This is a genomic window from Pseudomonas sp. MWU12-2037 (genome assembly GCF_023242345.1).
GTDB lineage: Bacteria > Pseudomonadota > Gammaproteobacteria > Pseudomonadales > Pseudomonadaceae > Aquipseudomonas > Aquipseudomonas gingeri_D.
Genome location: NZ_JALLIZ010000003.1, coordinates 319153 through 342660, shown reverse-complemented (window position 1 = coordinate 342660; position 23508 = coordinate 319153). Strand labels below are relative to the sequence as shown.

22 protein-coding genes, 1 tRNA gene and 3 pseudogenes are annotated in these 23508 nt (G+C 56.3%); 16 read left to right on the top strand and 10 right to left on the bottom strand.

Going from position 1 to position 23508, the window contains the following annotated elements; all coding sequences use genetic code 11:
• The first annotated feature begins 143 nt into the window (after positions 1–143).
• The 4 genes and pseudogenes from M5B42_RS07400 to M5B42_RS07385 all read left to right on the top strand — a co-directional run bounded on the left by M5B42_RS07400 (position 144) and on the right by M5B42_RS07385 (position 5989).
• Positions 144–1562, top strand: a complete 1419-nt coding sequence (locus M5B42_RS07400; RefSeq protein WP_248745416.1) for a glutamate decarboxylase — start codon at positions 144–146, stop codon at positions 1560–1562.
• An 89-nt stretch (positions 1563–1651) separates the two neighbouring features.
• Positions 1652–3340 carry an aspartate-alanine antiporter gene (gene aspT, locus M5B42_RS07395; protein ID WP_103495393.1) on the top strand — a complete coding sequence of 563 codons (1689 nt, stop codon included), beginning with the start codon at positions 1652–1654 and terminating at the stop codon, positions 3338–3340.
• Between the two features lie 59 nt (positions 3341–3399).
• A complete protein-coding gene (locus M5B42_RS07390) occupies positions 3400–4995 on the top strand; it encodes a bifunctional aspartate transaminase/aspartate 4-decarboxylase (protein WP_103495392.1) in 1596 nt (531 codons plus the stop codon).
• Positions 4996–5493: 498 nt separating this feature from the next.
• Positions 5494–5989: pseudogene (locus M5B42_RS07385) on the top strand (GNAT family N-acetyltransferase).
• Positions 5990–6357: 368 nt separating this feature from the next.
• On the opposite strand, the pseudogene M5B42_RS07380 reads toward M5B42_RS07385, so the two are convergent.
• Positions 6358–6516: pseudogene (locus tag M5B42_RS07380) on the bottom strand (integrase); the annotation flags it as partial.
• Positions 6517–6546: 30 nt separating this feature from the next.
• Between M5B42_RS07380 and M5B42_RS07375 the strand changes: the two are divergent.
• Together M5B42_RS07375 and M5B42_RS07370 are read left to right on the top strand one after the other, a co-directional pair.
• Entirely contained in the window at positions 6547–6807 is a 261-nt protein-coding gene (locus M5B42_RS07375) for a hypothetical protein (protein WP_248745415.1), read from the top strand.
• Between the two features lie 419 nt (positions 6808–7226).
• Positions 7227–7448: a hypothetical protein gene (locus M5B42_RS07370; protein WP_248745414.1), complete on the top strand. Its 222-nt coding sequence runs from the start codon at positions 7227–7229 to the stop codon at positions 7446–7448.
• Here M5B42_RS07370 and M5B42_RS07365 read toward each other — a convergent pair.
• The gene (locus M5B42_RS07365) at positions 7424–7681 is read right to left on the bottom strand and encodes an ogr/Delta-like zinc finger family protein (RefSeq protein WP_248745413.1); all 258 of its coding nucleotides are present in this window, start codon (positions 7679–7681) and stop codon (positions 7424–7426) included. The two genes, M5B42_RS07370 and M5B42_RS07365, sit on opposite strands and share 25 nt — an antisense overlap.
• Positions 7682–7869: 188 nt before the next feature.
• Between M5B42_RS07365 and M5B42_RS07360 the strand changes: the two genes are divergently transcribed.
• Positions 7870–8202 carry a hypothetical protein gene (locus M5B42_RS07360; protein WP_248745412.1) on the top strand — a complete coding sequence of 111 codons (333 nt, stop codon included), beginning with the start codon at positions 7870–7872 and terminating at the stop codon, positions 8200–8202.
• 17 nt (positions 8203–8219) lie between these two features.
• Entirely contained in the window at positions 8220–8837 is a 618-nt protein-coding gene (locus M5B42_RS07355; RefSeq protein ID WP_248745411.1) for a DUF2335 domain-containing protein, read from the top strand.
• A gap of 891 nt (positions 8838–9728) precedes the next feature.
• Here the strand turns inward: M5B42_RS07355 and M5B42_RS07350 are convergent.
• From M5B42_RS07350 to M5B42_RS07340, 3 genes are all read right to left on the bottom strand, one after another.
• Complete coding sequence (locus M5B42_RS07350; RefSeq protein ID WP_248745518.1) at positions 9729–10649, bottom strand: phage portal protein; 921 nt, start codon at positions 10647–10649, stop codon at positions 9729–9731.
• A 180-nt stretch (positions 10650–10829) separates the two neighbouring features.
• Positions 10830–11444 carry a Fic family protein gene (locus M5B42_RS07345; protein WP_152737815.1) on the bottom strand — a complete coding sequence of 205 codons (615 nt, stop codon included), beginning with the start codon at positions 11442–11444 and terminating at the stop codon, positions 10830–10832.
• Positions 11441–11608, bottom strand: a complete 168-nt coding sequence (locus M5B42_RS07340; protein WP_090234743.1) for a YhfG family protein — start codon at positions 11606–11608, stop codon at positions 11441–11443. Before M5B42_RS07340 ends, M5B42_RS07345 begins: the two co-directional genes overlap by 4 nt.
• A gap of 477 nt (positions 11609–12085) precedes the next feature.
• On the opposite strand from M5B42_RS07340, the gene M5B42_RS07335 reads away from it, so the two are divergent.
• The 3 genes from M5B42_RS07335 (at position 12086) to M5B42_RS07325 (ending at position 14504) form a co-directional block, all read left to right on the top strand.
• Entirely contained in the window at positions 12086–12358 is a 273-nt protein-coding gene (locus M5B42_RS07335; RefSeq protein ID WP_248745410.1) for a ribbon-helix-helix domain-containing protein, read from the top strand.
• Positions 12358–12633 carry a type II toxin-antitoxin system RelE/ParE family toxin gene (locus M5B42_RS07330; protein ID WP_248745409.1) on the top strand — a complete coding sequence of 92 codons (276 nt, stop codon included), beginning with the start codon at positions 12358–12360 and terminating at the stop codon, positions 12631–12633. Before M5B42_RS07335 ends, M5B42_RS07330 begins: the two co-directional genes overlap by 1 nt.
• 1319 nt (positions 12634–13952) lie before the next feature.
• On the top strand, positions 13953–14504 hold the full coding sequence (locus M5B42_RS07325; protein ID WP_248745408.1) for a Panacea domain-containing protein: 552 nt from the start codon (positions 13953–13955) through the stop codon (positions 14502–14504).
• A 719-nt stretch (positions 14505–15223) separates the two neighbouring features.
• Here the strand turns inward: M5B42_RS07325 and M5B42_RS07320 are convergent.
• Together M5B42_RS07320 and M5B42_RS07315 are read right to left on the bottom strand one after the other, a co-directional pair.
• Positions 15224–15490 (bottom strand): annotated as a pseudogene (locus M5B42_RS07320) (hypothetical protein); the annotation flags it as partial.
• Positions 15487–16467 carry an integrase domain-containing protein gene (locus M5B42_RS07315; RefSeq protein WP_248745407.1) on the bottom strand — a complete coding sequence of 327 codons (981 nt, stop codon included), beginning with the start codon at positions 16465–16467 and terminating at the stop codon, positions 15487–15489. The gene M5B42_RS07315 and the pseudogene M5B42_RS07320, both read right to left, overlap by 4 nt.
• Before the next feature lie 1349 nt (positions 16468–17816).
• Between M5B42_RS07315 and M5B42_RS07310 the strand changes: the two genes are divergently transcribed.
• Positions 17817–18065: a hypothetical protein gene (locus M5B42_RS07310; RefSeq protein WP_248745406.1), complete on the top strand. Its 249-nt coding sequence runs from the start codon at positions 17817–17819 to the stop codon at positions 18063–18065.
• A 10-nt stretch (positions 18066–18075) separates the two neighbouring features.
• Positions 18076–18345, top strand: a complete 270-nt coding sequence (locus tag M5B42_RS07305; RefSeq protein ID WP_083875371.1) for a hypothetical protein — start codon at positions 18076–18078, stop codon at positions 18343–18345.
• Positions 18346–18578: 233 nt separating this feature from the next.
• Here M5B42_RS07305 and M5B42_RS07300 read toward each other — a convergent pair whose 3' ends face one another.
• The 3 genes from M5B42_RS07300 to M5B42_RS07290 form a co-directional block, all read right to left on the bottom strand.
• A complete protein-coding gene (locus M5B42_RS07300) occupies positions 18579–19901 on the bottom strand; it encodes an integrase arm-type DNA-binding domain-containing protein (protein WP_248745405.1) in 1323 nt (440 codons plus the stop codon).
• A 173-nt stretch (positions 19902–20074) separates the two neighbouring features.
• A tRNA-Thr gene (locus M5B42_RS07295) sits at positions 20075–20150 on the bottom strand.
• Between the two features lie 56 nt (positions 20151–20206).
• The gene (locus tag M5B42_RS07290) at positions 20207–21673 is read right to left on the bottom strand and encodes a PLP-dependent aminotransferase family protein (protein ID WP_248745404.1); all 1467 of its coding nucleotides are present in this window, start codon (positions 21671–21673) and stop codon (positions 20207–20209) included.
• Positions 21674–21839: 166 nt separating this feature from the next.
• Here M5B42_RS07290 and M5B42_RS07285 point away from each other — a divergent pair, with 166 nt between their 5' ends.
• The 3 genes from M5B42_RS07285 to M5B42_RS07275 are packed head-to-tail and all read left to right on the top strand — an operon-like array spanning position 21840 to position 23411.
• Positions 21840–22316 carry a carboxymuconolactone decarboxylase family protein gene (locus M5B42_RS07285; RefSeq protein WP_152737813.1) on the top strand — a complete coding sequence of 159 codons (477 nt, stop codon included), beginning with the start codon at positions 21840–21842 and terminating at the stop codon, positions 22314–22316.
• Positions 22306–22758 (top strand): GNAT family N-acetyltransferase, encoded by a 453-nt coding sequence (locus M5B42_RS07280; RefSeq protein ID WP_177103209.1) that lies wholly within the window; start codon positions 22306–22308, stop codon positions 22756–22758. The genes M5B42_RS07285 and M5B42_RS07280 overlap by 11 nt, the downstream gene beginning before the upstream one ends.
• Positions 22755–23411 (top strand): NAD(P)H-dependent oxidoreductase, encoded by a 657-nt coding sequence (locus M5B42_RS07275; RefSeq protein WP_248745403.1) that lies wholly within the window; start codon positions 22755–22757, stop codon positions 23409–23411. Before M5B42_RS07280 ends, M5B42_RS07275 begins: the two co-directional genes overlap by 4 nt.
• The last annotated feature ends 97 nt before the right edge of the window (positions 23412–23508 follow it).

Genomic DNA, 23508 nt, shown 5'->3' with positions numbered 1-23508 from the left:
TGAAGCAGATGGCGCCAGATGCCAAGGCCATGGCGCCGTAGGCGATTGCCGGCCAGTGCGGCGAGGGTCAGATTGAGCCCCGGGCCGAGCCCAAGCACGCCCTACTGTTTGCCTGGCTCCGTTGCCGATTATGGAGTTACTTCATGGCTTTGCACCAGACCGTAGAAACGCGCGACCCCTCCATTGAAGACGTCTACTCAAGCGGTGCCTCAGAGCGCCGCCTGCCCAAATACCGACTGCCCGACCACTCCACCGCACCCTCGACGGCCTATAACCTGGTGCGCGATGAGTTGCTGCTCGATGGTAATTCCCGGCAGAACCTGGCGACCTTTTGCACCACCTGGGTCGAGCCGGAAGTCCAACAGTTGATGGCCGACTCCATCGACAAGAACATGATCGACAAGGATGAATACCCGCAGACGGCTGAAATTGAAAACCGCTGCGTGCATATCATCGCCGATCTCTGGCACGCGCCGAAGTCGTGGCAAACCGTGGGCTGCTCGACCACGGGCTCCAGTGAGGCGGCCATGTTGGGCGGCCTGGCCCTGAAGTGGAGCTGGAAGAAACGTCGCGAAGCCGCGGGCCTGCCGACCGATAAACCCAACTTCGTGTGCGGCCCGGTGCAGATCTGCTGGAAGAAGTTCGCGCGTTACTTCGACGTAGAGATTCGCGAAGTGCCCCTGCGGGACGGCGCGCTAGGTCTACGGCCCGAAGACTTGCGTGAGTTCTGTGACGAAAACACCATTGGTGTGGTGGCGACGCTGGGGGTCACCTTTACCGGTATTTACGAACCCGTGGCGGCACTGGCCCATGAACTTGACAGCCTCCAAAGTGAACTGGGACTGGATATTCCCATCCATGTCGATGCGGCAAGCGGCGGCTTTATCGCGCCCTTCATCCAGCAAGAACTCAGCTGGGATTTCAGCATCGAGCGGGTCAAGTCGATCAACGCCTCGGGCCACAAGTATGGCCTGGCGCCCCTGGGCGTCGGCTGGATTATCTGGCGAGCCAAGGCCGACTTGCCGGAAGAGCTGATCTTCTACGTGGATTACCTGGGCGGCAATATGGCCACGTTCGCCTTGAACTTCAGTCGCCCGGGTGGCGAGATCATCGCCCAGTACTACAACTTCCTGCGTTTGGGCCGCGAGGGTTATACCCGTATCCAGCAAGCCTGTTCGGACACCGCCCAATGGCTGGCGTCGGAGATCGCCAAGATCGAGCCGCTGGAATTGGTCTACGACGGCAACGGTGGTCTGCCGGCGGTGTGCTACAAGCTCAAGGACGGTATCGAGCACGGCTTCACCCTCTATGACCTTTCCGAACGCGTACGCATGCGCGGTTGGCAGATTGCCTCGTACCCACTCCCGTCCGATCGCCAGGACATCGTGGTTCAGCGAGTCCTCGTACGCCACGGTGTCAGCCGGGATTTGATCGCGATGCTGCTGGATGACCTGCACAAGGCCATCGCCTTCCTGCAGAAAAATCCGGTCCCGCATTCCGAGGCCGGGCCTACGTTCAACCATGGTGCCCTGTCGGCCGCCGATACCACGGCCAACCTTTAGCCCCGCCTGACTCCGACCACCCGGGGCGCGCCTTCCATTGCGCCCCGGGTGGTCGTGCCCTTTATTGCAAATAGCTTAAGGAAAGCAATGTGAATTGGCTCCAAAGCACTCTGCGTGCCTACCCGGAGATGGCGATTTTCCTGTCCCTGGGTTTGGGATTCTGGTTTGGCGGCAAGTCATTCAGGGGGTTCAGCCTCGGCGCGGTGACCTCCACCTTGATTGCCTCACTGATCATCGGCCAGGCGGGGATTGTCATCTCGCCCAACGTCAAGAGCACCTTCTTCCTGATGTTCCTGTTCGCCGTCGGTTATGGCGTGGGCCCGCAGTTTGTCCGTGGCATCGCCAAGGATGGTTTGCCACAGGCGTTGTTTGCCGTGGTCATGTGCGTCCTGTGCCTGGCGGCACCGTTACTGGCCACCTGGATCGCCGGTTATGGCCTCGGCTCGACGGCCGGGATGTTCGCCGGCTCGCAGACGATCTCCGCCTCCATGGGGCTGGCAACCGATGCGATCAATCGGCTGGGCCTGGACGCCGAGCAGGCCCGCCAGCAACTCGATGCCATGCCCGTGGCTTACGCGGTCACCTACATTTTCGGTACCGTCGGTTCGGCGCTGATTCTGGCGTTGCTGGGGCCCAAGCTGCTGCGCATCGACCTGGTCAAGGCCTGCAAGGATTACGAGCTGAGCATGGGCGGGCATCAGGACATCGCCAGCGAAGGCACGGCCTGGCACCGCTACGTGCTGCGGGCCTACAAGGTGCCGGAGCACAGTGCATTTATCGGCCTCAGTGTCGTCCAGGCCGAAGCGCATTCCCATGGCAAGCGAGTGTTTATCGAGCGGCTGCGACGCGGGGGCAAGATCGAGACCTTCACTTCCGCCACCACCCTTATGGCCGGGGACATCCTGGCGGTGGGTGGCCTGAACGCCGACATCCTGGAACTGCTCGGCCATTCCGAAGCCGAGGTGGACGACCCGGAGTTGCTGGCGGTGCCGGTCGAAGGGGTCGATATCTTTGTCACCAATAAACAATACGATGGCCAGACGCTGGAGCAACTCTCCCACCTGCCGGGGGCCCACGGGGTGTTTATTCGCCGGATCAAGCGCGGCGCAATCGCCGCCGAGTTGCCGGTATTGCCCAAGACGGTCATTCACCGTGGCGACATCATCACCCTGGCCGGGCTGACCTCGGACACCTCCGCGGCTGCCAAGGAGTTGGGCCAACCCGACCGCAAGAGCGACATGGCGGATGTGGCGTTCATAGGCCTGGCGATCTTTATCGGCGCGCTGATCGGCGCTGTGGTGTTCACCGTCCATGGCGTGCCGATCACGCTCTCCACCGCCGGTGGCGCGTTGATCGCCGGTCTGGTCTTCGGCTGGTTGCGCTCGATTCACCCGACCTTCGGCAGAATCCCCGAGCCCACCGTCTGGTTCATGAACTCGGTGGGCTTGAACGTCTTCATTGCTGTGGTCGGCATCAATGCCGCGCCGGGCTTCGTCCATGGCCTGCAGACCCTGGGTGTGAGCCTCTTCCTCTGGGGCATCTTCGCCACCTCGGTGCCGCTGATCCTCGGGATGTTTATCGCGCGCTACGTCTTTCGTTTCCATCCCGCCCTGGTGTTGGGTTGCTGCGCCGGTGCGCGAACCACCACCGCCGCGCTGGGGATGATCTGCGAGACCGCTAAAAGCAACGTCCCGGCCCTGGGTTACACCGTGACCTATGCCGTCGGCAACACATTGCTGACCATCTGGGGAATGGTGCTGATCGTCATTCTTTCCTGAGATTGCCCTTCCGTATTCCCGCGCGGCCACTGGGTCGCACGTCAGACAAGGCCCCGTTCATGACCCATGATTACAGCCAATACGCAGCGCTGAGCCCCTTTGAACTCAAGGATGAACTGATCAAGGTGGCGAGCAGCCGAGAAAATCGCCTGATGCTCAACGCCGGTCGCGGCAACCCGAACTTTCTTGCCACGCTGCCGCGCCAGGCGTTTTGCCAACTGGGGTTGTTTGCCAACCACGAGGCCGAGCTGTCGTTTTCATTCCTGGGCAATGGCATCGGCGGCTTGCCGAAAGTCGAGGGCATCGAAGCGCGCATGGACCGCTTTCTGGCCGACAACGCCAGCCAGCCAGGTGTTGATCTGCTGATGAAAATCACCAGTTACGTGCGCGACCAACTGGGCCTGGACGGCCCGGCGTTCCTCCATGAAATGGTCGAAGGCATCCTGGGCTGCAACTATCCGGTACCGCCGCGCATGCTGAGCATCAGCGAGAAAGTGGTGCGTGAGTATCTGGTCAAGGAAATGATCGGCGGCACCGTCTCGCGGGACGACTTCGATATTTTCGCGGTCGAAGGCGGCACGGCGGCCATGACCTACATTTTCAACAGCCTCAAGGAAAACAAGATCATCCGCGCGGGCGATAAGGTGGCGATCGGCATGCCGACGTTCACGCCTTATTTCGAGATTCCGGTGCTGGAAGATTACGGTCTGGAGGTCGTGCATATCGACGCTTCACCGGAGCTGGACTGGCAGTATCCGCAGGCCGAACTGGACAAGCTGCTGGACCCGGCGATCAAGGTGTTCTTCGTGGTCAACCCGAGCAACCCGGCGTCGGTGCGCATCGATGACCGCAGCCTGGCTTATATCGCCGAGTTGGTGGAAAAGCAGCGCCCGGATCTGTTCATCATCACCGATGACGTGTACGGCACCTTTGCCGACAACTTCACCTCGCTCTTTGCCACCTGCCCACGCAATACGGCCCTGGTGTACTCGTTCTCCAAGTACTTCGGTTGCACCGGTTGGCGCCTGGGGGTGATTGCGCTGCACAAGGACAATATCCTCGACCAGCAAATCGCCGCGTATGACGAGGATAAGCACGCCGCGCTCAACCTGCGTTACCAGACGCTGGTGCCCGATACCTCGAAATTGAAGTTTATCGACCGGCTGGTGGCGGATAGTCGCTCAGTGGCGCTGAACCACACCGCCGGCCTGTCGACGCCTCAGCAAGTGCAGATGGTGTTGTTCTCGTTGTTTGCCCTGATCGACAGTACCGACAGCTACAAGCAGGTTCTGAAAAAACTGATTCGTCAGCGTCACCACGCCCTTTACCGTGAGCTTGGGGTGGCTATTCCGGTGGACGCGTTCGAGGTGGAGTACTACACGCTGCTGGACTTCGAGCAGATCACCGAAGAGCTGTACGGTGAGGCGTTTGCGCGTTGGGTTCATGACAATGTTGACCCGAATACGCTGTTGTTCCGGATCGCTGATGAGACGGGGATCGTTATGCTCCCGGCCACGGGGTTCGGCACCAAGAAGCCGGGCGGGCGTTTGTCCCTGGCCAATCTCAATGAGTATGACTACGCCAATATCGGCAAGGCTTTGCGCAAGCTGGCGGATGGTGCTTACGAGCACTACAGGGCGTCGTTGGAAAAGTGAGAGGCATCTGAAGGGGGGGCTCAATCGGCGCGGAGTTGAGTTTGTATGGTGCGGTACCAAGGGGGCGAGCCCAGGACGTGGTTGACCATCCATGTCTACACCTCCCTGGATTTGCTCGGTAAGAGGAAAATCATCGAGCCCTCTGCGGCCGCGCTCTTCATAAAGCTGCCCGACCAGATCTTCCTGGGCGGGTGCCCTACTTTCGTAGTGGACTGTGTTTTGATGCATATCAGTCATGACTGAGGGCCCGGTGTATGCGTCCGGCCAACACACCTTCCTGACCCCGACACCAAAGGCGATGGTATCCACCTGATTTATGATCTGACCCCGCAATGTTGGACATCAACTGAAGGACGCCCTCACGCGCCTGTTGACGCAGCGCGCAAGTGAGATTGCGGAGCTGCTGCCGCATCAGTGGGCGCCCCGATAACCAGGCAAGGTGTTTGAGCAAATAGTGGTGAGCTAGAATGCCGAATGCATAGACCTCAAGGACGCGCGATGATATTGCAACACAGGCCAGTGAAGGCTGATGACATCAAAACTATCTGTAGCTTTCCCCTTAACGCTCAGGAACTGTTTTATATGTTCCCGAAAGCTCAATACCCTCTGACTGAAGCTCAGCTGTCTAACGCTATTACTCAACGATTCGACTCGACGATTGTCGAGGCCGGGAATAGCGTCGTCGGCTTTGCTAACTTTTATCGGGTTGAAACGGGTGGGGTTTGCTGTATCGGCAATGTCATCGTTGCCCAAGAGGCAAGAGGCAAGAGGTAGAGGTGTGGCGACCTTCATCGTGGAGACGATGACTGCCCTGGCGTTCGACCGCTATGACGCCACAGAGGTGCAGATCTCGTGCTTCAACGAAAATACAGCAGGCTTGCTGCTTTATCCAAAACTGGGCTTCTTGCCCTTTGCTGTCGAAGAGAGATCTTCTCTGGATAGTCGTAGGTCAGCACTCATCCATATGACCCGCAGCAGAGCAGGCCGACCATAACCTCACCTTGAAAGTCCGGTTAATACAGCTGCTTTTAGGTATTCAGTCAACTGCGTTGTTTCTGGTGTGTCAGTGCTGAGTGGGCATCACTGTACAGCCTAAGGATCAAGGGATGGGATTACTGGACGATTACGGCCCGGTTCAAAAGATCGAGTTATACCAGCCTCCCAAAGCTTTATGAGAATGCCGATTGCAAAAAACGGCAGCCACCGAGAACGGTGGCTGCAAATGGAGATAGCACTTCCTGCGTGCGGCGGGCCGTACCTGCTGATCAGGGACCCAACCACCGCGTGTGCCAGCTCGATCAAACGAGCGGTTGCCTACGGTGATGCGTGATGGTGTGAGGTCGACCCTTCAAGCAGCGCATCAATATTGTCCCGGCTACCTTTTCGGCGATTGGTCAGAATGCCTTCTTCCAGTTCATTCTCATCGGTCAGGGTAATGACCTCTATGCCGCGCAGCCGACACAGGTAGGCCAGCTCCATGACGTAACCGAGGTATTCAGGGCAGCCGCCTTTTTCATTGCGCGTGAGCAACCCGTCGATGTCGAGAGCCTGGTGAAAAGCCTGTACCACGGACAAGTGCCGATCTACCGGGCCAGCCCGGCCCGTGAAAAGCAGGCCCGGTTACAGCTCGGCGTGACCTCGGCTTTTCACATCTACCACGCCAGCCATGTGCTGGAGGTCTACACGGCGTTCGGCGTGTTCCAGGTGCAACTGCCCCGACATGAGTTCCTGGTGGGCATGGTCGATGCCCTGAGCACCCGGCGGCTCGGCATGGTGAGGTTCGAAGGCATATCGGATAAAGACGGTTGGTAGAACGTCAAAAACGCTGAACCAAGGCAGGGGGCGTTGACTGATTAGGCATTTAATCTCGAAGAAAATAACAAACAGGATGTAGGATTTTATCCGCCAATCATATGGAAGAAGCGAAAGCTAAATGCCGCGACGGCCAACACGAAGGAAATCAAGAAGATCACCATCAGATTCCCCTGACAAATTTTCAATAATGAATAACCGGACCACATAAAAAAGAGAGTTATTTGTCAGAGCAATATCTAAAGAAAAAAACACTTACAAAATCAAATTACACTTAAAAAACAATCAGTTAAAAGAAAAGGCGTCGCATCGAAATATACTCACACATCCACAGCCCCCTTCAGCTACAGCCTTGACTGTTTATTTTATTCGTCCGTAAAGTATGCCGGAGTCTTCCGACTATTAAAGGAGAAATAAGTTTGGCAAGCTTGGACTGCAAAGTAATAATAGAAGCATTGGACACCATCGGCGAAGTCTCGCGTGTTGTGACCTGTATGGGCGTGACGGTCGCCGCCAGGTCCCTGGATGAATACGAAAGCAGCGGTGTCACCGCCGTGCTCAATTGGTCGACTCAACGGCTCGATAACTGCTTGAACGTGCTGAAGGGAGCCATGCTTCAGGAAGGTAAAGCGCCCAACTGATCGAACAGCTCTCGCTGCTTGGCCGCCGGCAGCTCACGCAGGCGGTCAAACAGCAACTGATCGCCACTTCCGGCCGGCGGTCGCAGGCTATGGGAGTAGGTCAGGTTCATGACGAACGTATGACCACAGACAGGGTCCAGACATTGGCAATACAGCTTGGTGAACGCAGACGAAAGCTGCTCCCGCGAAGCGATACGGCCCTTGGCCCCGCAACTGCCACAATAGATACGCAATGACCTGTCCCCCGACGTATGGCGTAACACACTGAAAACATAATATATGGGGGACTTTAACATCTCGGACACCAAATCTAGGCGCCGAGCTAACATCTTGAATAGGTTTAGCCCTTTACGCTGTTACGCTTTTGGCTATATTTTCAGTACATGTACCCATTCAATGTTTTAAACGCAGAAGAATGGACTTGTCCTACAAAACCGCAGGGCAAGCACGACGAGGCACCGCAGACATGGCGAAGTACAAACTGGATTTCGACGCATTTTCCTCCGTTCTAAACCTGTATCCCGACGGCGACCCCTATGAGGAAGCCGACCAACTGGCCAAGAAGGTCAGTGAAGGTTCACCGGTCACTCAAGACCCCCGGACAGTGTCCGCATTGAAATCAATCGTTGATATTGATCGCTATAGCAGCGCCCGTAGTTTGGGAAGTGATATCAAAAGGTTGACTGACGACTATCAAGCCGCCTCCAAACAATTTTTTGCAACGGTGCGCAACGCCAGGCGAACTCAAGCCTAAGGATCGATCCTTAACCGATGATCAAACAGACAGAACCTAAAGCATCGGGTGAAAAAGAAACAACACTCGAATTAGACCCCACCGCTGACTCCGGCGAAATCGTAGAAGAAGTCTCCGCCGCGCTGCAAGCGTTGGGGGAATACGATCCCGCCATCAGTGCACTGCTCAACAGTAGCCAAAGCAAAGCCACTCTCGACGCAATCTCAATGGTCGCCATTTCGATTGCCGAAGAGCGACACCTTGCAGGTACTCTGTCAGCACGACAACTAAGAGAATACGAGTCCGTTGTAGAAGGCGGCGCCCACCTCATGTTCGAGTTGATGAAGAATGAGCAAACTCATCGGCACAAAATGGAAATGGGCATGCTTGAAGTTCGTAAAGAAGAACTCACAGCAACATTAAACAATCAAGCTACCGATCTGACAGTTAGGTCTAACTCATTGCACCTGATTGAGCAACGTGAGCGGCGAGGCCAAAACATCGGTGGCGCTTTGGCTTTCGGGGTGCTGCTGCTAGGCGGGTATCTCATCCACCTAGGGCATCCTGAAATCGGTGCTGGCATGATCGGCTCCACGATGGTGGCCATCGCCGCCGTATTCGTGACGCGCAGACGCCCTAAAAAGCCCGGCCAATAATCGCCCCAAAACACCGGCATGGAGGCGCATGATCCTCACGCGCGATGCGTGGGCAAGCTTGCGTTTCTCAGCACTCAGCTACACTGAGTGCTCGGGTATTATGTGTCAGCCAGTTGTTGGCAAGCGCTCTACTCTTTGCCATTGCTGTATCCATTGTTGTTACCTCACCAGTAAACAAAGGAGAACTGCAATGAGCAAGAGTACCGATACCCCCGATTCTACAACGTCAGATCAGGCACATACATATGGCTCGAACCGGGCGGTAACCATTCCAACGGGGCCAGTGAAAATATGTACAGCTTTAAACGAAGCTTTTTTCTCGAGTTTAAAAGTGCCGAGGATAATGCCATAAAAATTATTAGCACGGCCACTTCGTTATTCCCGCTCTGGGTGTTTAAACCTAGCTCGATAGTAGGTGCATACGAAATTCAATCCTTCACGGCGCCTAGCATGTATATAGCTACAGGACAGTCTGGACAAGATGTCGTCGCTAATACTTGGGGGAGCTCTTGGGATATTTGGGATGCGGGAGACGGCCTTGTATATATCCAACAGATTGGTTACGGTAGGGTTCTAAGTGTTTGGGGGGGAGGCGCCTTTGAGGGTAACCGCATCGTCCTCAATGAGAGAGGCGGGATCACAGCTCAAAAATTCAGGTTAAAGGCCTAGCCCAGCATGATTCCATCCGACGGCAGAGGAAAATACGATTGCGACCCTCGATACTTTCTTAGTGAACTGCGCCCGATGTCTATCGGCACTACTGAGAGTCCGGAAAATTAAGTCATATCAAGTACGAGTTTTTTTTGAGCAAGCTTCTGCAAGAATGGGGACGTAAAAGCCCCATTCTTGCAGCCGTTCTCACGTCCGAGAATATCCAAGGATGTCTCTAGGTCACTTTATCTCTAGCCACTCGACCCGTTGCTCACTCCTCAAACACCCATTCACTTGTAAAAACAGCTGCCTAATCGGTCGTATTTCATTATTCATATAAACCCGGTCGATCTTTTCAATGTCCCCAAAACCTGCCGCATTTTCCGGCATCACCCCGGCCAACGCTGGGTTCATCCTCCACGCGGCGATCACGTCGTTGCGCGTGATGTTCTTCACCCGCTCGAATTCGTCTTTCGTCGCAATATCCCCCACCGGGATGATCTGAATCGCCTTGTCGCTCCCCCCCGGAATGTTCACGAACAACGAACGAAAATTCCCGACGCCCTTGCTCCCGGCAATCTGGTGTTTCAGCCGTTTCTCGTCCTCCTCCGACAGGTCGGGGTCGTTGGTATAAAACACATACCCTGCATGGGCCCCGTTGTTGTAATAGCGGCGCCGAAACAGGGTCGCTGACTCGTTCAGCAGTAACGCATGCATGCCCCCCAGATAATCCGGCACGCCGTAGATGTCCTGCTCAACGTCGTACTCCTTCACGTGCTCCACCTCGTCTGCGTCAAAGTGCAGCTCCTTCCCATGGGGCAACAGCATCACAAATCCGCCGCCGACCTTGCAGCGCATATTGATCGCCGGCAGATGACGCAGCTCCAGCACCTGCCCAATCACATTGCGCAGCCGCTGAAAGTACGCCTCCCCGAACACCATGAAGTCCAGTGCAGCGCGCCCCATCGTCTCTGCACTGCACCCCGCCGAGGGCTGGAAGTCACGCAGCAAAAGATTGCGCTTGAAGCGCGGGATCGTGCCGTGATGCGCGTTGGCGCGTAGCAACCGGGCCAACCCGGTGCGAGACACTGGCGGCGTATACAGCCGACCGTCGTGGCTGGCGAACACGCCGAGATATCCGCCCAATTCGTTGGACAGCACCGGCTCCGGCTCGCCAAAACTGAACACCTGCACCGGGCGCTTCTCTTGAGGTTGCTGCTTGAGTACGGTCATCACGGCCTCCTCACAGCAAAAGACTAAGTTCGCACCTTGAATTTTGCGCCACCTCCGTGAGGTGGGGAGGCCGGCCAGATGATTCTCAGATTTATTTTTTCGGTGTGTTTAGGAGTACGTGTCTTCCATGATCGGCAGACCAATGCAGCGGTCAAATATCTGGATCAGTTGGTCATCATCACCATGAAATGACTGATGATTCGCTTCAATCCATTCTTGTTTGTCGACTTCCCACCAATTGATCTCGTAGCCCGCGTTGACGATGATCCATTCGAACAGCATTCGCTGGGCTCGCCCGTTACCTTCTCGGAAAGGGTGTGCGACGTTCAACGTACCGTAGGACTCGGCGACGGCTGTGACCAGCAAGTCGCGTGAATAGCCTTCAAACCAGCCGTTGGACTCGATTTTTCGGAATTCTCTGGCGGCTTCCGGCTCTATGCGATCAGGGACGCAGAACTGATTTCCACCTTTGCTGATCTTCACCGTCCGGATCTCGCCGGCCCAACTATAGATAGATGAGAATAGGGTGCGATGAATTTGTTTCAGAGTATCCAGGCTGTAGGGTGGCTCTATGAACTCAAGTCGCTCTGCGGCAGTTTCAGTGAGATAGCGTTCGGCCTCGTTGAGGTCGTCCTCTTCATGCAAATCAAGTAGATTTTTGAGGATGCCTGTTCCCGGGTAACAGTAGGGGTCCTGATCGACCCCGTATTTGTCGTTACTCAAGCTTTGATTTGCCGAACGGCCATGAGCGCAGCTTCGCGAGTGGGAAGCTTGTGATCGTCATTCGGGGAGGTCGTAAACCCCTCGAGGCGCAAGCTGGCCGCGAAGTTGGATTTACGGTGTTTGGCGAAGTAGGCTTTTTTGGCTTGAAAACTCAGCTTTTCCACGTCTGCTCTCCACGGATGGGTGCCCGAGAGTATAGCTTATTCAACTACCTGTTTGGCTCCGCATCAGCGGCACTCGTCGCCTTGGGAGGCGTGCCCCCCGAAAGCCAAGCTGGCAGGACATTTCGTCAGGCAAAAAAAAGCCTCGCATCGCTGCGAGGCTTTTTAATATGGTGCGGCACCAGGAGTCGAACTAATCCCTTTGTTATTGAAAAATAAAGGGAAATATCGTTGGCATGGTTTTTCATACCCCTATCTGTATCCTCAGCGTAGGTAATCGGGTGAGGCTGTGCTCGGAAAAATCCCTGCCGAAGTGCTGAAAGATGGACTGGCGTGGTGCCGATGGTCCTTGACGATGCACGATTATTAATTATGATTAATTATTAATCGAAACTCATCACAATGGCTGATCGCGATACCCGAAGCGACCATCCATCTAGCGAGAGCCTGCTGATTCTCGCAACACAGGAGTCACCCACCATGGCAGCTAGCGCGAAAACCCGATCCGTCACGGCTCACGTCCCGGTGCAACTGGCCGAGAGAATCGATTTGATGGCTGAGCGGCTGGAGCGCTCCAAGAACTGGATCCTCAAGCAGGCTTTGTCCGCCTGGATAGACCAGGAAGAAGAGCGCAGTCGCCTGACTCGCGAGGCTCTGGCCGATGTTGATGCCGGTCGTGTGATTGACCACCAAGCGGTCCAGGCCTGGGCCGACAGCCTTAGTACCGATACGCCGCTGCCGGTACCGCGCTGATGGAGTTGAAGTGGACCAGCAAGGCGCTTTCAGACATTGCTCGGCTGTACGAGTTTCTGGCTACAGTGAACTGGCCCGCCGCCGCGCATACGGTTCAACAGCTCACGGCGGCCCCAAGCATACTGCTGACCAATCCGCGTATTGGCGAACGGCTGGAAGAGTTCGAACCACGAGATGTGCGCCGAATCCTGATCGGCCATTATGAGATGCGCTACGAGATTCATGAATCCACCGTCTATTTGCTGCGACTGTGGCATACGCGTGAAGATCGATAGGTAGCCCTCGATTGATTGAGGTTACGGCGGAAAGCGGGCGGATTTATTTTTCTTTTACCACTGAAAAATAAAGAGAAATCTCATGGGCATGGTTTTTATACCTCTACCGGCACCCTCAGCGTGCGTAACTGGTGAGGCCGTGCTTGGTAAAGCCTCAGCTGTTGCAGCAATGGCTGTGGCGTTGTCCCGCATTACCTGGGGCTGGAATGCCTTGGCTACGAAGGGATTCATCGGAAAAGACCTACGAAATAACAAGACACATACCTTTGTTGCGTGGGCATGGTCTGGCTACTAGATTTGCAACCCTGCCGCTAGCCTAGTCTCGCCACAGTCAATCCTGTGGCCGGGTGTGACAACTCTAAAGTGTTCGAGGCGCGGTATCGCGTCATGGCTGTTTAGCTGCCGCATTTTTGCGTTCGGCTAGTGCACCTATGGCGGACCGTGTGGGGCAGGCTTCGGTCTGGCCGGTTCCCTCGGACGCCGGTTTGTCACCCTCGCACGGTCTGCCTCCCTAATCCGCGTGACAACGGCGGGAGTCAGTTCCTTAACTGTCCGAGGAGGCAAGGAGAATGACTTATCCCCCTTTTACGCACGGGCACCGCCCGTTACGTCCGACCTCGCTGCACCTCGATCACGGAGACCCCTTCCATGATTGATCGCTCCCTACTGTCCCGTCTTCCACCGTCCGACCTGATCAGACTGGCGTCTCTCAAGCCTCATGAGGCCGCAGCTCATTTCCGTGTTGCCGCGAGGCTCTGTCTGGACGGTGCCCGGTGCGTGGCCTTCCGTGATCAGGAACAGGAACGACTGGCTCATCGATTGATCGCCGACGGCATAGCACTTTACACCCTGGCTTTTCAGCGACTCGGTTCACCATCATCCCGACCCATCAGGATCTCCTCGACGTGGCTGGCCGCGAATGACTCAAGAGAAGATCCAGTACCATGAGACAAAGATTTTGCCCATGAAATTGCCAAGGGTGACCGAGAGGCTTTCGACGTAGGTTTTCTGCGTCGAATTCAACAGTATCTGCACAAGAGCTAGATTCGAAGACAAAAATAGCTCCCAAAACGACATCGTCTTCTCAGATGCGGCATAAAGCCATCGTATCGTCGACCAATCGGTTGCGGTTCTCGAAATCGTGCTATACCCCTATCAAGGATCGCGGCAGAGCGCCGATATCTGATAGGTCAGGAAGCGCGACCACTCGTCTGCTTCCTTGGAATGCTCGCCTGATATTATTGACTAAGGGATACATGCGCCCATAATTTCGCGCCCGCGAACCGCAGTGCCCATGGATGGCGCAAGAGAGGTGACTCTTGATTTTTTCCGAACAAAAAGTAGCCCAGATGGCGGCTTTCTTTTTGGCTCGCCGCGAAGCTCCGATGGCTCACATCAAGCTGATGAAGCTGCTCTATCTGGCTGATCGCTTGAGTATGGAACGCTACGACGTTCCAATGTCTGACGATTCCCAATGCAACATGAAAAACGGCCCGATTCTTTCAGCAACCTTGGATCTGATGAATGGCACTCGTCGAAGTGATGCGTGGAGTGCGCTCATTTCCCCAATCCAACACAACAAAGTGGCACTCCAGCGAAATTTTGCATGGGATGAGCTTGATGAGCTTTCTCGAGCAGACTTGGCGATTCTTGACGAAGTGTTTGCGAAATTTGGCCACATGAAGCGCTGGGACTTAGTGGATTATGTCCATACGCTGCCGGAATGGGAGAACCCCGGCATTTCCAGCAAGCCAATTGACGCCGAGCTGACCTTCAAATCCTTTGGATTCACCAAAGTTCAAGCTCATGAGAAGGTCGAAATGCTTCAAACCCGAAGGCTGCTAGGTCAGAAACTCGCCGAGATGTCGTGATGCCGCCATGGACTGTATTTCAGCAAGGAACGCTGTTCATCCTCACTGGGCCTGTCCCGCATCTCCACGTGGTAATGAACGATCCTGTTCATTGTGGCGAAATCAACGAGATGAGCGTGCTGGTAGTAAATTTTTCATCTATCCAGCCCGGGACGTTTCATGATTCTGCATGTGTCCTGCAGCCTGGTTGCCATCCATTCATAAACCGTGAGAGTTGGGTCGTTTACAGAGGCGCTACGGTGCTAAAGGTACCCCGACTGGAGGCTCAAATTACAGCCGGGGATGTTCGACCGGACGCCCCAGTCAGCCGCCTCATCTATGACCAAGTAAGGGCAGGCTTCGATTTGTCAGATCTAGTCGCTCCGAAAATCTCCCGCTACCTCCGTAGGCACGGTCTCTAGGCATTCCGCACAATCTGGAGCGAATAGTTCGAAGCGGCAGCCCCTAGCCACGTCAGTGCTTGTCCAGCGTCGATGCCCAGGCAGCGCCGATGCGGCAGGCGGCTATCGGCCGATTCTGTTGAAAAAGTCGACCCGGGCTAGCGATCCATGCATTGAGCAGTGAAAACGTCATTTTTGCACGCTGCTACGTGAAATCTGAGCCCTGCACCCTCTGCTCAAAACACGGATTTCAATCTCAGACGCGTACTTTTCTGTCATGAAAAGCGAGACCGACTTTTTCAACAGAATCGGCCGATTGCTGACTCTCACTGAACGCAAAAACTGCCAAGGCTTCCCTAAGCGATGAGTGAGTAATCGCATGGTCAACAGGTAGTAATAGCGTGTCGATTCAGCGTACTGATTCACATGATGATTTAGAAACCATACGAGATGTTTTTGCTGCCAGGTCCATGGATTCTCTCGGTGCCAGCGGCTAGAGATTGCTGCCTGGATTGCATTCGCTTGGCGAAGGTGACGCTGACGAGTGGCGTGCGATCCGGTCAGAACGCCCCTCAGGAACAGTTCCATATCGAATGGTTTGCTCATGCTCTACCTCCAATGTAGGCCGATACCACGTCTACACGACCATGCCCGAGCTCATAGCTGATCTGCAGTCGAGCCTCCTGATCGAGACATCGGTCGAGCCTGTAGCAATAGCCGCCGTTGATCGGCGCGGGCTGATGGGTGATTTGTTCATACCGTTCGCATGCATAGGCCGCCCGCAAGTTGTGAAAACCTTTGAGCCTGTGCCTATGGAGCAGGTTTCTAGCGGAGCGGACTGGCCCTCGTATGAAGTCCAGGTAGCTTTCGTGCGGGGCCAACAGGTTGTGGCTACCATCAGGCGAGACATAAAGGGCGAATGCCAGTGCGTCGCGGATGTGATCATTCAACATGATCCAGCGAGGTGCTGTGGCGCCTGAACGGCCACCCTTGGTGCCTTCCTGAATATTGATTCTGCCGAATTGCTCAGCTTCACGCTGTAGGCGCGGAAGATCGGCCAAAATAGCCTCGCGCAAGCGCATCCCCGTTGATCGCGCCAACTGCACGATGGCAGCGGCACGCGGTTGCTGATGTTCGCAGAGCACATCGACAATCCGCATGACCTGGTCACGATCCTGACCCTGTGGAACCGTTGTGCGGACAGTGGTGCGCCGCAGTCCAAGCGCCTTGCTCGGACTCGGCACCGATACATACCGATCACCACGAAGCGCCGCCAGGGTTCGGTTTACGCTGGACAATCGGTTTTGCGCGGTCGCGATGACTATCTCACCGTGCTCAACTTGGCTTCGCAGGTACCTGGCGTAATCCAACAACGTCTGCCGATCTATCTGGCGGGCATCGTTGAATCCTGGTCCATCATCCGACCGGCACCACCGTACAAATGCTTGCCAGCGATCACTGTGCGCCTTGACCGTACCGTAATGCCCGCCGCCAAACATGTCCCGCAATGCCTGCAGCCCGGCATAGCTCAGTTGCCGCCCATAACCAAAATTGCGCCCGTCACGTCGACCGACCAGAGCCATGATCAAACTCCTCTCCAATCCAAACCGTTAAACCCATCCCCCACCTCACCCCGCCAAGAATGCTGAGTGTTATCAGGGATCAAGGCCCCTGCGACCTGTGAGGGTTGTCCACTGACGCGGGACTGGCGGCTCCTTACGGCCGGGAGCGTGGGCATCTCATGATCTGGCCTCCTGAACACCGAGATCGGTGGGCGGGTGGAGGCTGCACTGGCTGACGAGACCGGTGCCGCAAGATCCAGAGTCGGATAAAGGCAGCAGTGCGATGACCGGGGCATGCCTGACTGTCAGTCAGGTGCAGTCCATTCCGTGGACTGCGGCACCATCATCTGCATCGCTGTGGCAGCTGACGTTTCGGTGTTTGTCACGCCGATTGTCATGGGACGAGTTGTCGCAAAGCCCTGTACGGCTTGGGCTGCGGCAGAGGGGATTGCGCCCGTCTCTTTCCGGGAGAAAGAGACGGGCGCAGGTTGGCGCAATGAAATGGCCAATGAGATAGCAAGGCTGAGACAGCTATGACGAAGTGTGAGTTGCCGCAACGGCACTCTGGGAGAAGTAGGCATCCATCACATGGGTAGTGACCGTGCGAGCCGCCGGATGCTAATCGCACTGGGGATGAACCACCACGGAAGTGGCGTAGCCTCAAAGGTTCTGGCTACCTGGGCTGCTGTCGACGACAGCGCTTTGCCCGATCTTTTTTACGCCTGTGGATAATTTGGGTCAAGGCCCTGACTTTTGGAAATTCCAGGGCTGTGGATGAAATTATCCACCAGTGGAAATCTATGGTTTTCCACAGACTGTGGGGCGGGCTTTAGATTTTTAAGTGAGGTCCATCCAGGCGGGGCGGCTTTGCAGTCCTGCCTGGATGGACCCGTGTGGACAAGCGGATCACTGAAATCCTGCCGGTAAGCGCTTACTTTATTGCGCCCAATTTACCTTTGGCTAAGCGACGTTCTCGCTAGTCCGGTCCGAGAGTTTGTGAGCGATGACGCTGCCCTATGGGAGATCGAGGTGCGCGTGAATTATTTTATTACAAATTACCCATAAGTTATGCACAGGTAATGGGCTTGCATAACTTTTGATGGCACATTATCTTGTGTTCTTGGCGTAGAAAAACACTACATGTTGTGTTCTTCGCCAACAATCTGTCGTTGGGTTAAGCGTCAAAAATCTGCGAGTGATGGCACGAAGTTGTCGAGACCAGAATGCCATCACTCGCACCGCCCAAAGCCAGAAAACTATGCGTAGCCCAAGGGGGCTTGCATTGAGCCAAATCGTGACTTAACCGTCAATGACTCTCTGCTCGGCGTCCCCCCGATGGCTTGTTTAACTCAAAATCGGGAGGGCCCCCCATGGGACCTAACACCAAAGCTACATCGAATAAGGTTGCTCAACTCGCGTCCGAGACGCTTCGCAACCCAAATGCCTCAGCCATTGCCAAGAGCTTGGCGGCTTCAGCGCTTGCTCAGACGCACACGGATAAGCAAACCGGTGCTGATATGGAGCATAAAGCTGGGCAGGTACTTCAGAGTGAGAAATACAGCGAAGCGACGAAGACACTCGCCGGGTCGTTGGTTTCTCAAGCTAACAAAGAACGCTGAGGGACGAACCATGAAAATTGATATGGCCCATGTAAGAACCCGTTCGACTACAGGTGGATGGATTGACTACGCATTGTTTAATGCGAAGTCTACCAACGGCGATAACGACGGTCTCTTGGCCCGGTTAACCGGCAATGCAAGAAACGCAGGTCTAAAAGTCGATCAGTCTGCACTTGTCTATTCCTCGGGAGGGCGTAACCGCTTTTATGGCTCGCGGCATTTGGTCGACCACTTAGCCCGTCATGGCGTGCCAAATTGGACCCATGAAATCGATCTCTGAGATCACAAAGCTGCCCCCAGTAAGGGACTTGAGAACCTCAAGGCTCTTACTGGGCAGGGGAAGGTAAGAGTACTGACTTTCCACCTGTCGCTTCTTGGGCGGTATGGCTGTTTGCAAAGCTGCATTTTGCCTAGGTGGTCAGTTCTTGCCCGGTAGGTAGGGGCGGTTTCGCATCGGTACTGACACTTAGGCTGAGAGACCCCGTAATCGATGGGTGAGTAGTGAGCTACACGCTACCTGCTCGCACGTTCTTTCGACTTGAGTCGAGTTACATTCTTGCCGGTCTGGTTTGCGAATTCGTGCGGAGTGACATGTTCCTGCCGATTGGCCTCCAGGTACCGGCTCCACCAGTTCATGATCAGCCTGCGTTCCTCGATGAACTCGGCTTTGTGGATATAAGCGGCTCGGACGTTATTGCGTTCCTTGTGGCTCATCTGCCTTTCAATCGCGGTCTCGGACCAGAGTCCTGACTCAATCAACGCGCTACAGGCCATCGAGCGAAAGCCATGGCCGCAGATTTCGGTTTTGGTGTCGTAACCCATCTTCCGAAGCGCGCTGTTCACCGTATTTTCAGACATGGGTTTCCACGGCTTGGCATCGCCAGCAAATACCAGGTCAAATTCACCGGTGAGGATACGGATCTGTTCCAGCAGAGCCACCGCTTGTGGCGATAAGGGTACAAGGTGAATGTCCCCGGGCATTTTTGTACCCCTTGTGGAAAAGGGTACACCGTCCAACGCCGGCCGAGTGTCCGGTATCTCCCAGGTGCCGCGCTTGAGGTCGAATTCACTCCAGCGGGCGAAGCGCAGTTCGCTGGAGCGCACGAAGACGTGAAGCGACAGCAGTACGGTAAGGCGGGTCAGTGCTCGCCCTTGGTAGTTGTCGATGAGAGCGAGCAATTCCGGCAGGCGGGAAAGGGGGAGGGCAGGCCGGTGAACGACTCGTGAGGCCTTGATCGAGCCTTCGAGGTCGTGCGCCGGATTTGCAGTAATCAGTCGGCAGCGTTTGGCCTCGCGCATGATGCTCTGCAGGTAGTTTTGTACCCTTAACGCGACGTCAATCGTTCCCCGCTGCTTGATCGCTTCCAATGGCTGGAGAAGATCGAACGTGTCCAGCTCTGCAATGCTGCGAGCGCCGATCACTGGAAAAACGTGGGTCTTGAGGCGGCTCATCACCGTTTTGGAATGCCCCGGCGCCCATTTGGCGGACATCTGTTTGTGCCACGCTGTCGCGACACTTTCGAAGCTGCGACCTTTGAGTTCGGCGTCGGCTTTGGCTTCCTGTTTCTGCTGGACCGGATCAATCCCCTGGGCCAAGAGGCGCTTGGTTTCCAGGCGTTTGCGGCGAGCCTCTACGAGGGTAATGACGGGGTAGTTGCCAAACGAGGTGAGTCCTTCCCGGCCATCAGGTTTTACATACCTGAGACGCCAGCCTTTACGGCCATTGGGTTGGACTAGAAGGTAGAGGCCGTCGCCGTCGAAAAGCTTGTAGGCGCGGTCAGTGGGCTTTGCCGAACGGCAGGCTGCATCGCTGAGTGGGGCAGTGGTGCGCGACATAAGGGTACTCCCCTTTATCGAACTGGCTGGTTACCCTTAAATTTACCCCTAAAACGACTGGATTCCAGCAGATTTTGACGGAACCCGACGGAACGCCAAAACGAAAAAACCCGCCAGAAGGCGGGTTTTTCGGGGGTTCCAGAGATTTTGTAAGCCTTCTATGGAACCTTGAATGGTGCCGGCACCAGGAGTCGAACCCGGGACCTACTGATTACAAGTCAGTTGCTCTACCAACTGAGCTATACCGGCGTGTTAGGGCGACGATTATAGCGATTGGCGAGGTTCTGTAAACCCCTGATATCTGACTATTTTTGCGAAGGTGGCGTTCTTGTGATCCGCCCATGCCGGCAACCCTGGGCTTTGTCCTGATCCGCCGACCGCGCCGCCTCGATCGCCATCAGCAACCGGTCCGCTATTTCAGCCGCCTGCTCGGCCGACGCGACGTTGGTAAAGGTCATCAACAACCCGCCTTCCTGCCCGGCCACCACCTGCCAGCGCGACAATGGCTCAATCGATAATCCCGCCGCCCGCGCCTGCTTGGCTATGCGGACATCCGGCACATCAATCAACACCCGCACCAGCAGATTGATCCCCCCAGCCTGCGGGTCGACCTTCAATATCCCGCGGCCCACCTCTTCCAACGCCTTGACCAGCAATGCCCGACGCATGCTGTACAGCTGGCGCATCTTCTTCAGGTGCCGGGTAAAGTGACCCTGACTCAGAAAGTCGCTGACCGTCGCTTGCAACAGTTCCGGGCAGCGATTGCGCCACAGTCGGGCGACCTGTTCAAAACGCTCAACCTGTTCCCTCGGAACCACCAGATACGCCAACCGCAACCCCGGAAACAGCATCTTGCTGAAGGTCCCGGCGTATAACACGCGATCATGCACATCCTGGCTCTTCAGCGCGGGAAGTGGGCGGCCTCGATAGCGAAACTCGCTGTCATAGTCGTCTTCCAGTACCCAGCTCGACTGCACCTGCGCCCAATCCAGCAGCGTCTTGCGCCGCTCCGGACTCAACGCCACGCCCAACGGGCTCTGATGGGCCGGGGTGACCACTGCCAGTCGCGCCGTCGGATTCAGGCGGATACCGTGCTCCACCCGCAGACCGTCGGCATCCACCGGCACCGGCACCAGTTGCACACCGCGATTGAGCAACATCTGCCGCGCATGCACATAACCAGGTTCCTCAAACCAGCAACCCTGGCCCGTCATCTCCAGGCTTTCGCAAACCAGTTCGAGCACGGCGTTGTAACCGGTGCAGATAAACACCTGGTCCGGCGTGCACTGCACGCCTCGATACAACCCCAGGTACGTGGCAACGGCCGAGCGCAGCGGCGCGTAGCCTCTCGGGTCGCTGAAGCCCAGGCCGGCAATATCGGTTTGTCGGACACGCTGGGTGATCAGCCGGCTCCAGAGTTTTCGCGGGAAGGCATCCAGCGCTGGAAGTCCCATTTGCAGGAGCAGCGGTTGATCCTGTTCCGTCGGCGCGGCACTTTCCGCTGATGGGCTCGGAGCCACCTTCACCGGCAGATCGAGGGCAATGACCGTCCCGGCCTGACCACGCGCCGTCAGGTAACCCTCGCTGATCAGCAGCTCATAAGCCGCCTCGACGGTGCCCCGCGCCAGATTGAGTTCTGCCGCCAGGGCGCGCACCGAAGGCACGCGATCGCCGGGCCGCAATTGGCCTTCATCGATAGCGCTACGAATGCGTCGATAGACCACCAGGTATTTGGGCAACCCCGGTTCAGTGGCGGCTTTGGAAATGGGCATGGGGTTTCCGTGGTCATGCAGAACGGACGCAGTTTAACCCCATGGCTGGCCCGATTCAGTAGCGCTCATGTCCCAAACGGCTTGCGCGATCTTGGCCCTGTCGGCCGGTTTCAACGCACCGCAGACTGCAACCCATGATTTCACCCACCTCAAACGGGAGCCAACCATGACTCAACGTCTCAATTACCTCGACGCCGCACCCCTGGGCTACAAAGCGCTGTTCGGCGTTAAAAGCTATCTGCAAAGCTGCGGGCTTGAACCGCACCTGATTGACCTGGTGTACCTGCGGGTTTCGCAGATCAATGGCTGCGCCTTCTGCATCAGCCAGCATTCCCGGGATCTGATCAAGCTGGGCGTGAGCCTCGACAAGGTACTGCTGGTGCCGGTCTGGCGCGAAGGCGGTGCATTGTTCGACCGCCGTGAATGCGCCGCCCTGGCCTGGGCCGAAAGCGTGACCCGGGTGCACGCAACCGATGTGCCGGACGAAGACTTCCAGGCCGTTTCCGCGGTGTTCGGCGAAAAGGAAGTGGCCGACCTGACCCTGGCAATCGCCCTGATGAACGCCCTTAACCGCGTCGGTGTCAGTTTCCGGCTGGTGCCGGCCAGCGTGCGCCAGCATGGGGAAACGTCCCATGGGCAATGATCTCGAATACGCGCTGGTCGAAAGCAAAGCCCAGTGCCGCGAATGTTTTGCGGTGATGCAGGAGCTGCGGCCGCATCTGACCGATGCGGATTCCTTTGTTGAGCAGGTTTTCCGTCAGGGCGAGCAGGGCTTTCGCCTGTTGGCGCTGCGCGAGCACGGGCAGGTGATCGGCCTGGCCGGCTTTCGGGTGACGGAGAACACCCTGTATGGGCGCTTCGTCTATGTCGATGATCTGGTGGTGACGGCTTCGCAACAGCGTCGCGAGCTGGGCGCCGGGCTGTTGGAGGAGGTGCGCCGTCACACGCGGGCCTTGGGTTATCGCTATCTGGTGCTCGACACAGGGATGCATATGCCGTTGGCGCAACGTTTCTATTTTCGTCAGGGGTTGTTGGCTAAAGGTATGCACTTTTCCCAGGATCTCAGTACGGGGAGAGCGGTATGAGCCGCGCCCTGTTGTTGAATTTCAGCCCCCATGGCAAGGCGGCTCGGGTTTATCGTTTGGCCGCTGACGTGCTGGGCGACTGGCCGGGCATCAGCACGCTCATGGATCGCCAACTGGGCGGTGAACCGCTGCCCGCCCTGACCAGCGACTATGCGTCGGCCGTGACCTCGGTAGCTGGCATGGACAACGTGGCCATCCATGCGTCCGAGCGGCAGATCGTCGAGCTCGAGACCAGCGATCTGCTGGTGCTGTGCACACCACTCCACAACTTCACGCTGCCCGCCGCCATGAAGCTGTGGATTGATCATGTGGTACGTATTCAACGCAGTTTCGGGGTGAACGGTGCGGGGGAGAAGTTTGGTCTGCTCAAGGATCGCCCGACCTTTGTGCTGGTCAGTTCCGGGGGCTTGATTCAGGGCGAACAGGCTCGTCAGCCGGACTTTCTCACGCCTTATTTAAAGGCGATCCTCAATTCCATCGGCATTCATCAGCTGACGTTTATCTATCTGGAGGGCACTGTCCATGGTGGTGAGGCGGTTGAGCAAGCTGTGTTGGCCGCTCGGGAGGCATTGCTGAGGGGGCTTCAGGCTAATACGAGAACCTGTTGGAGCCCGCTTGCCGGCGATGAGGCCAGTGAGTCTTGCATCGCCTGAGCGGACGCTATCGCCGGCAAGCCAGCTCCTACAGGGGGTTGTGGCGTTTTCAGAATGTGGAAAAAAGCGCGTTATATCTGTTGACTAAAACGCTTAT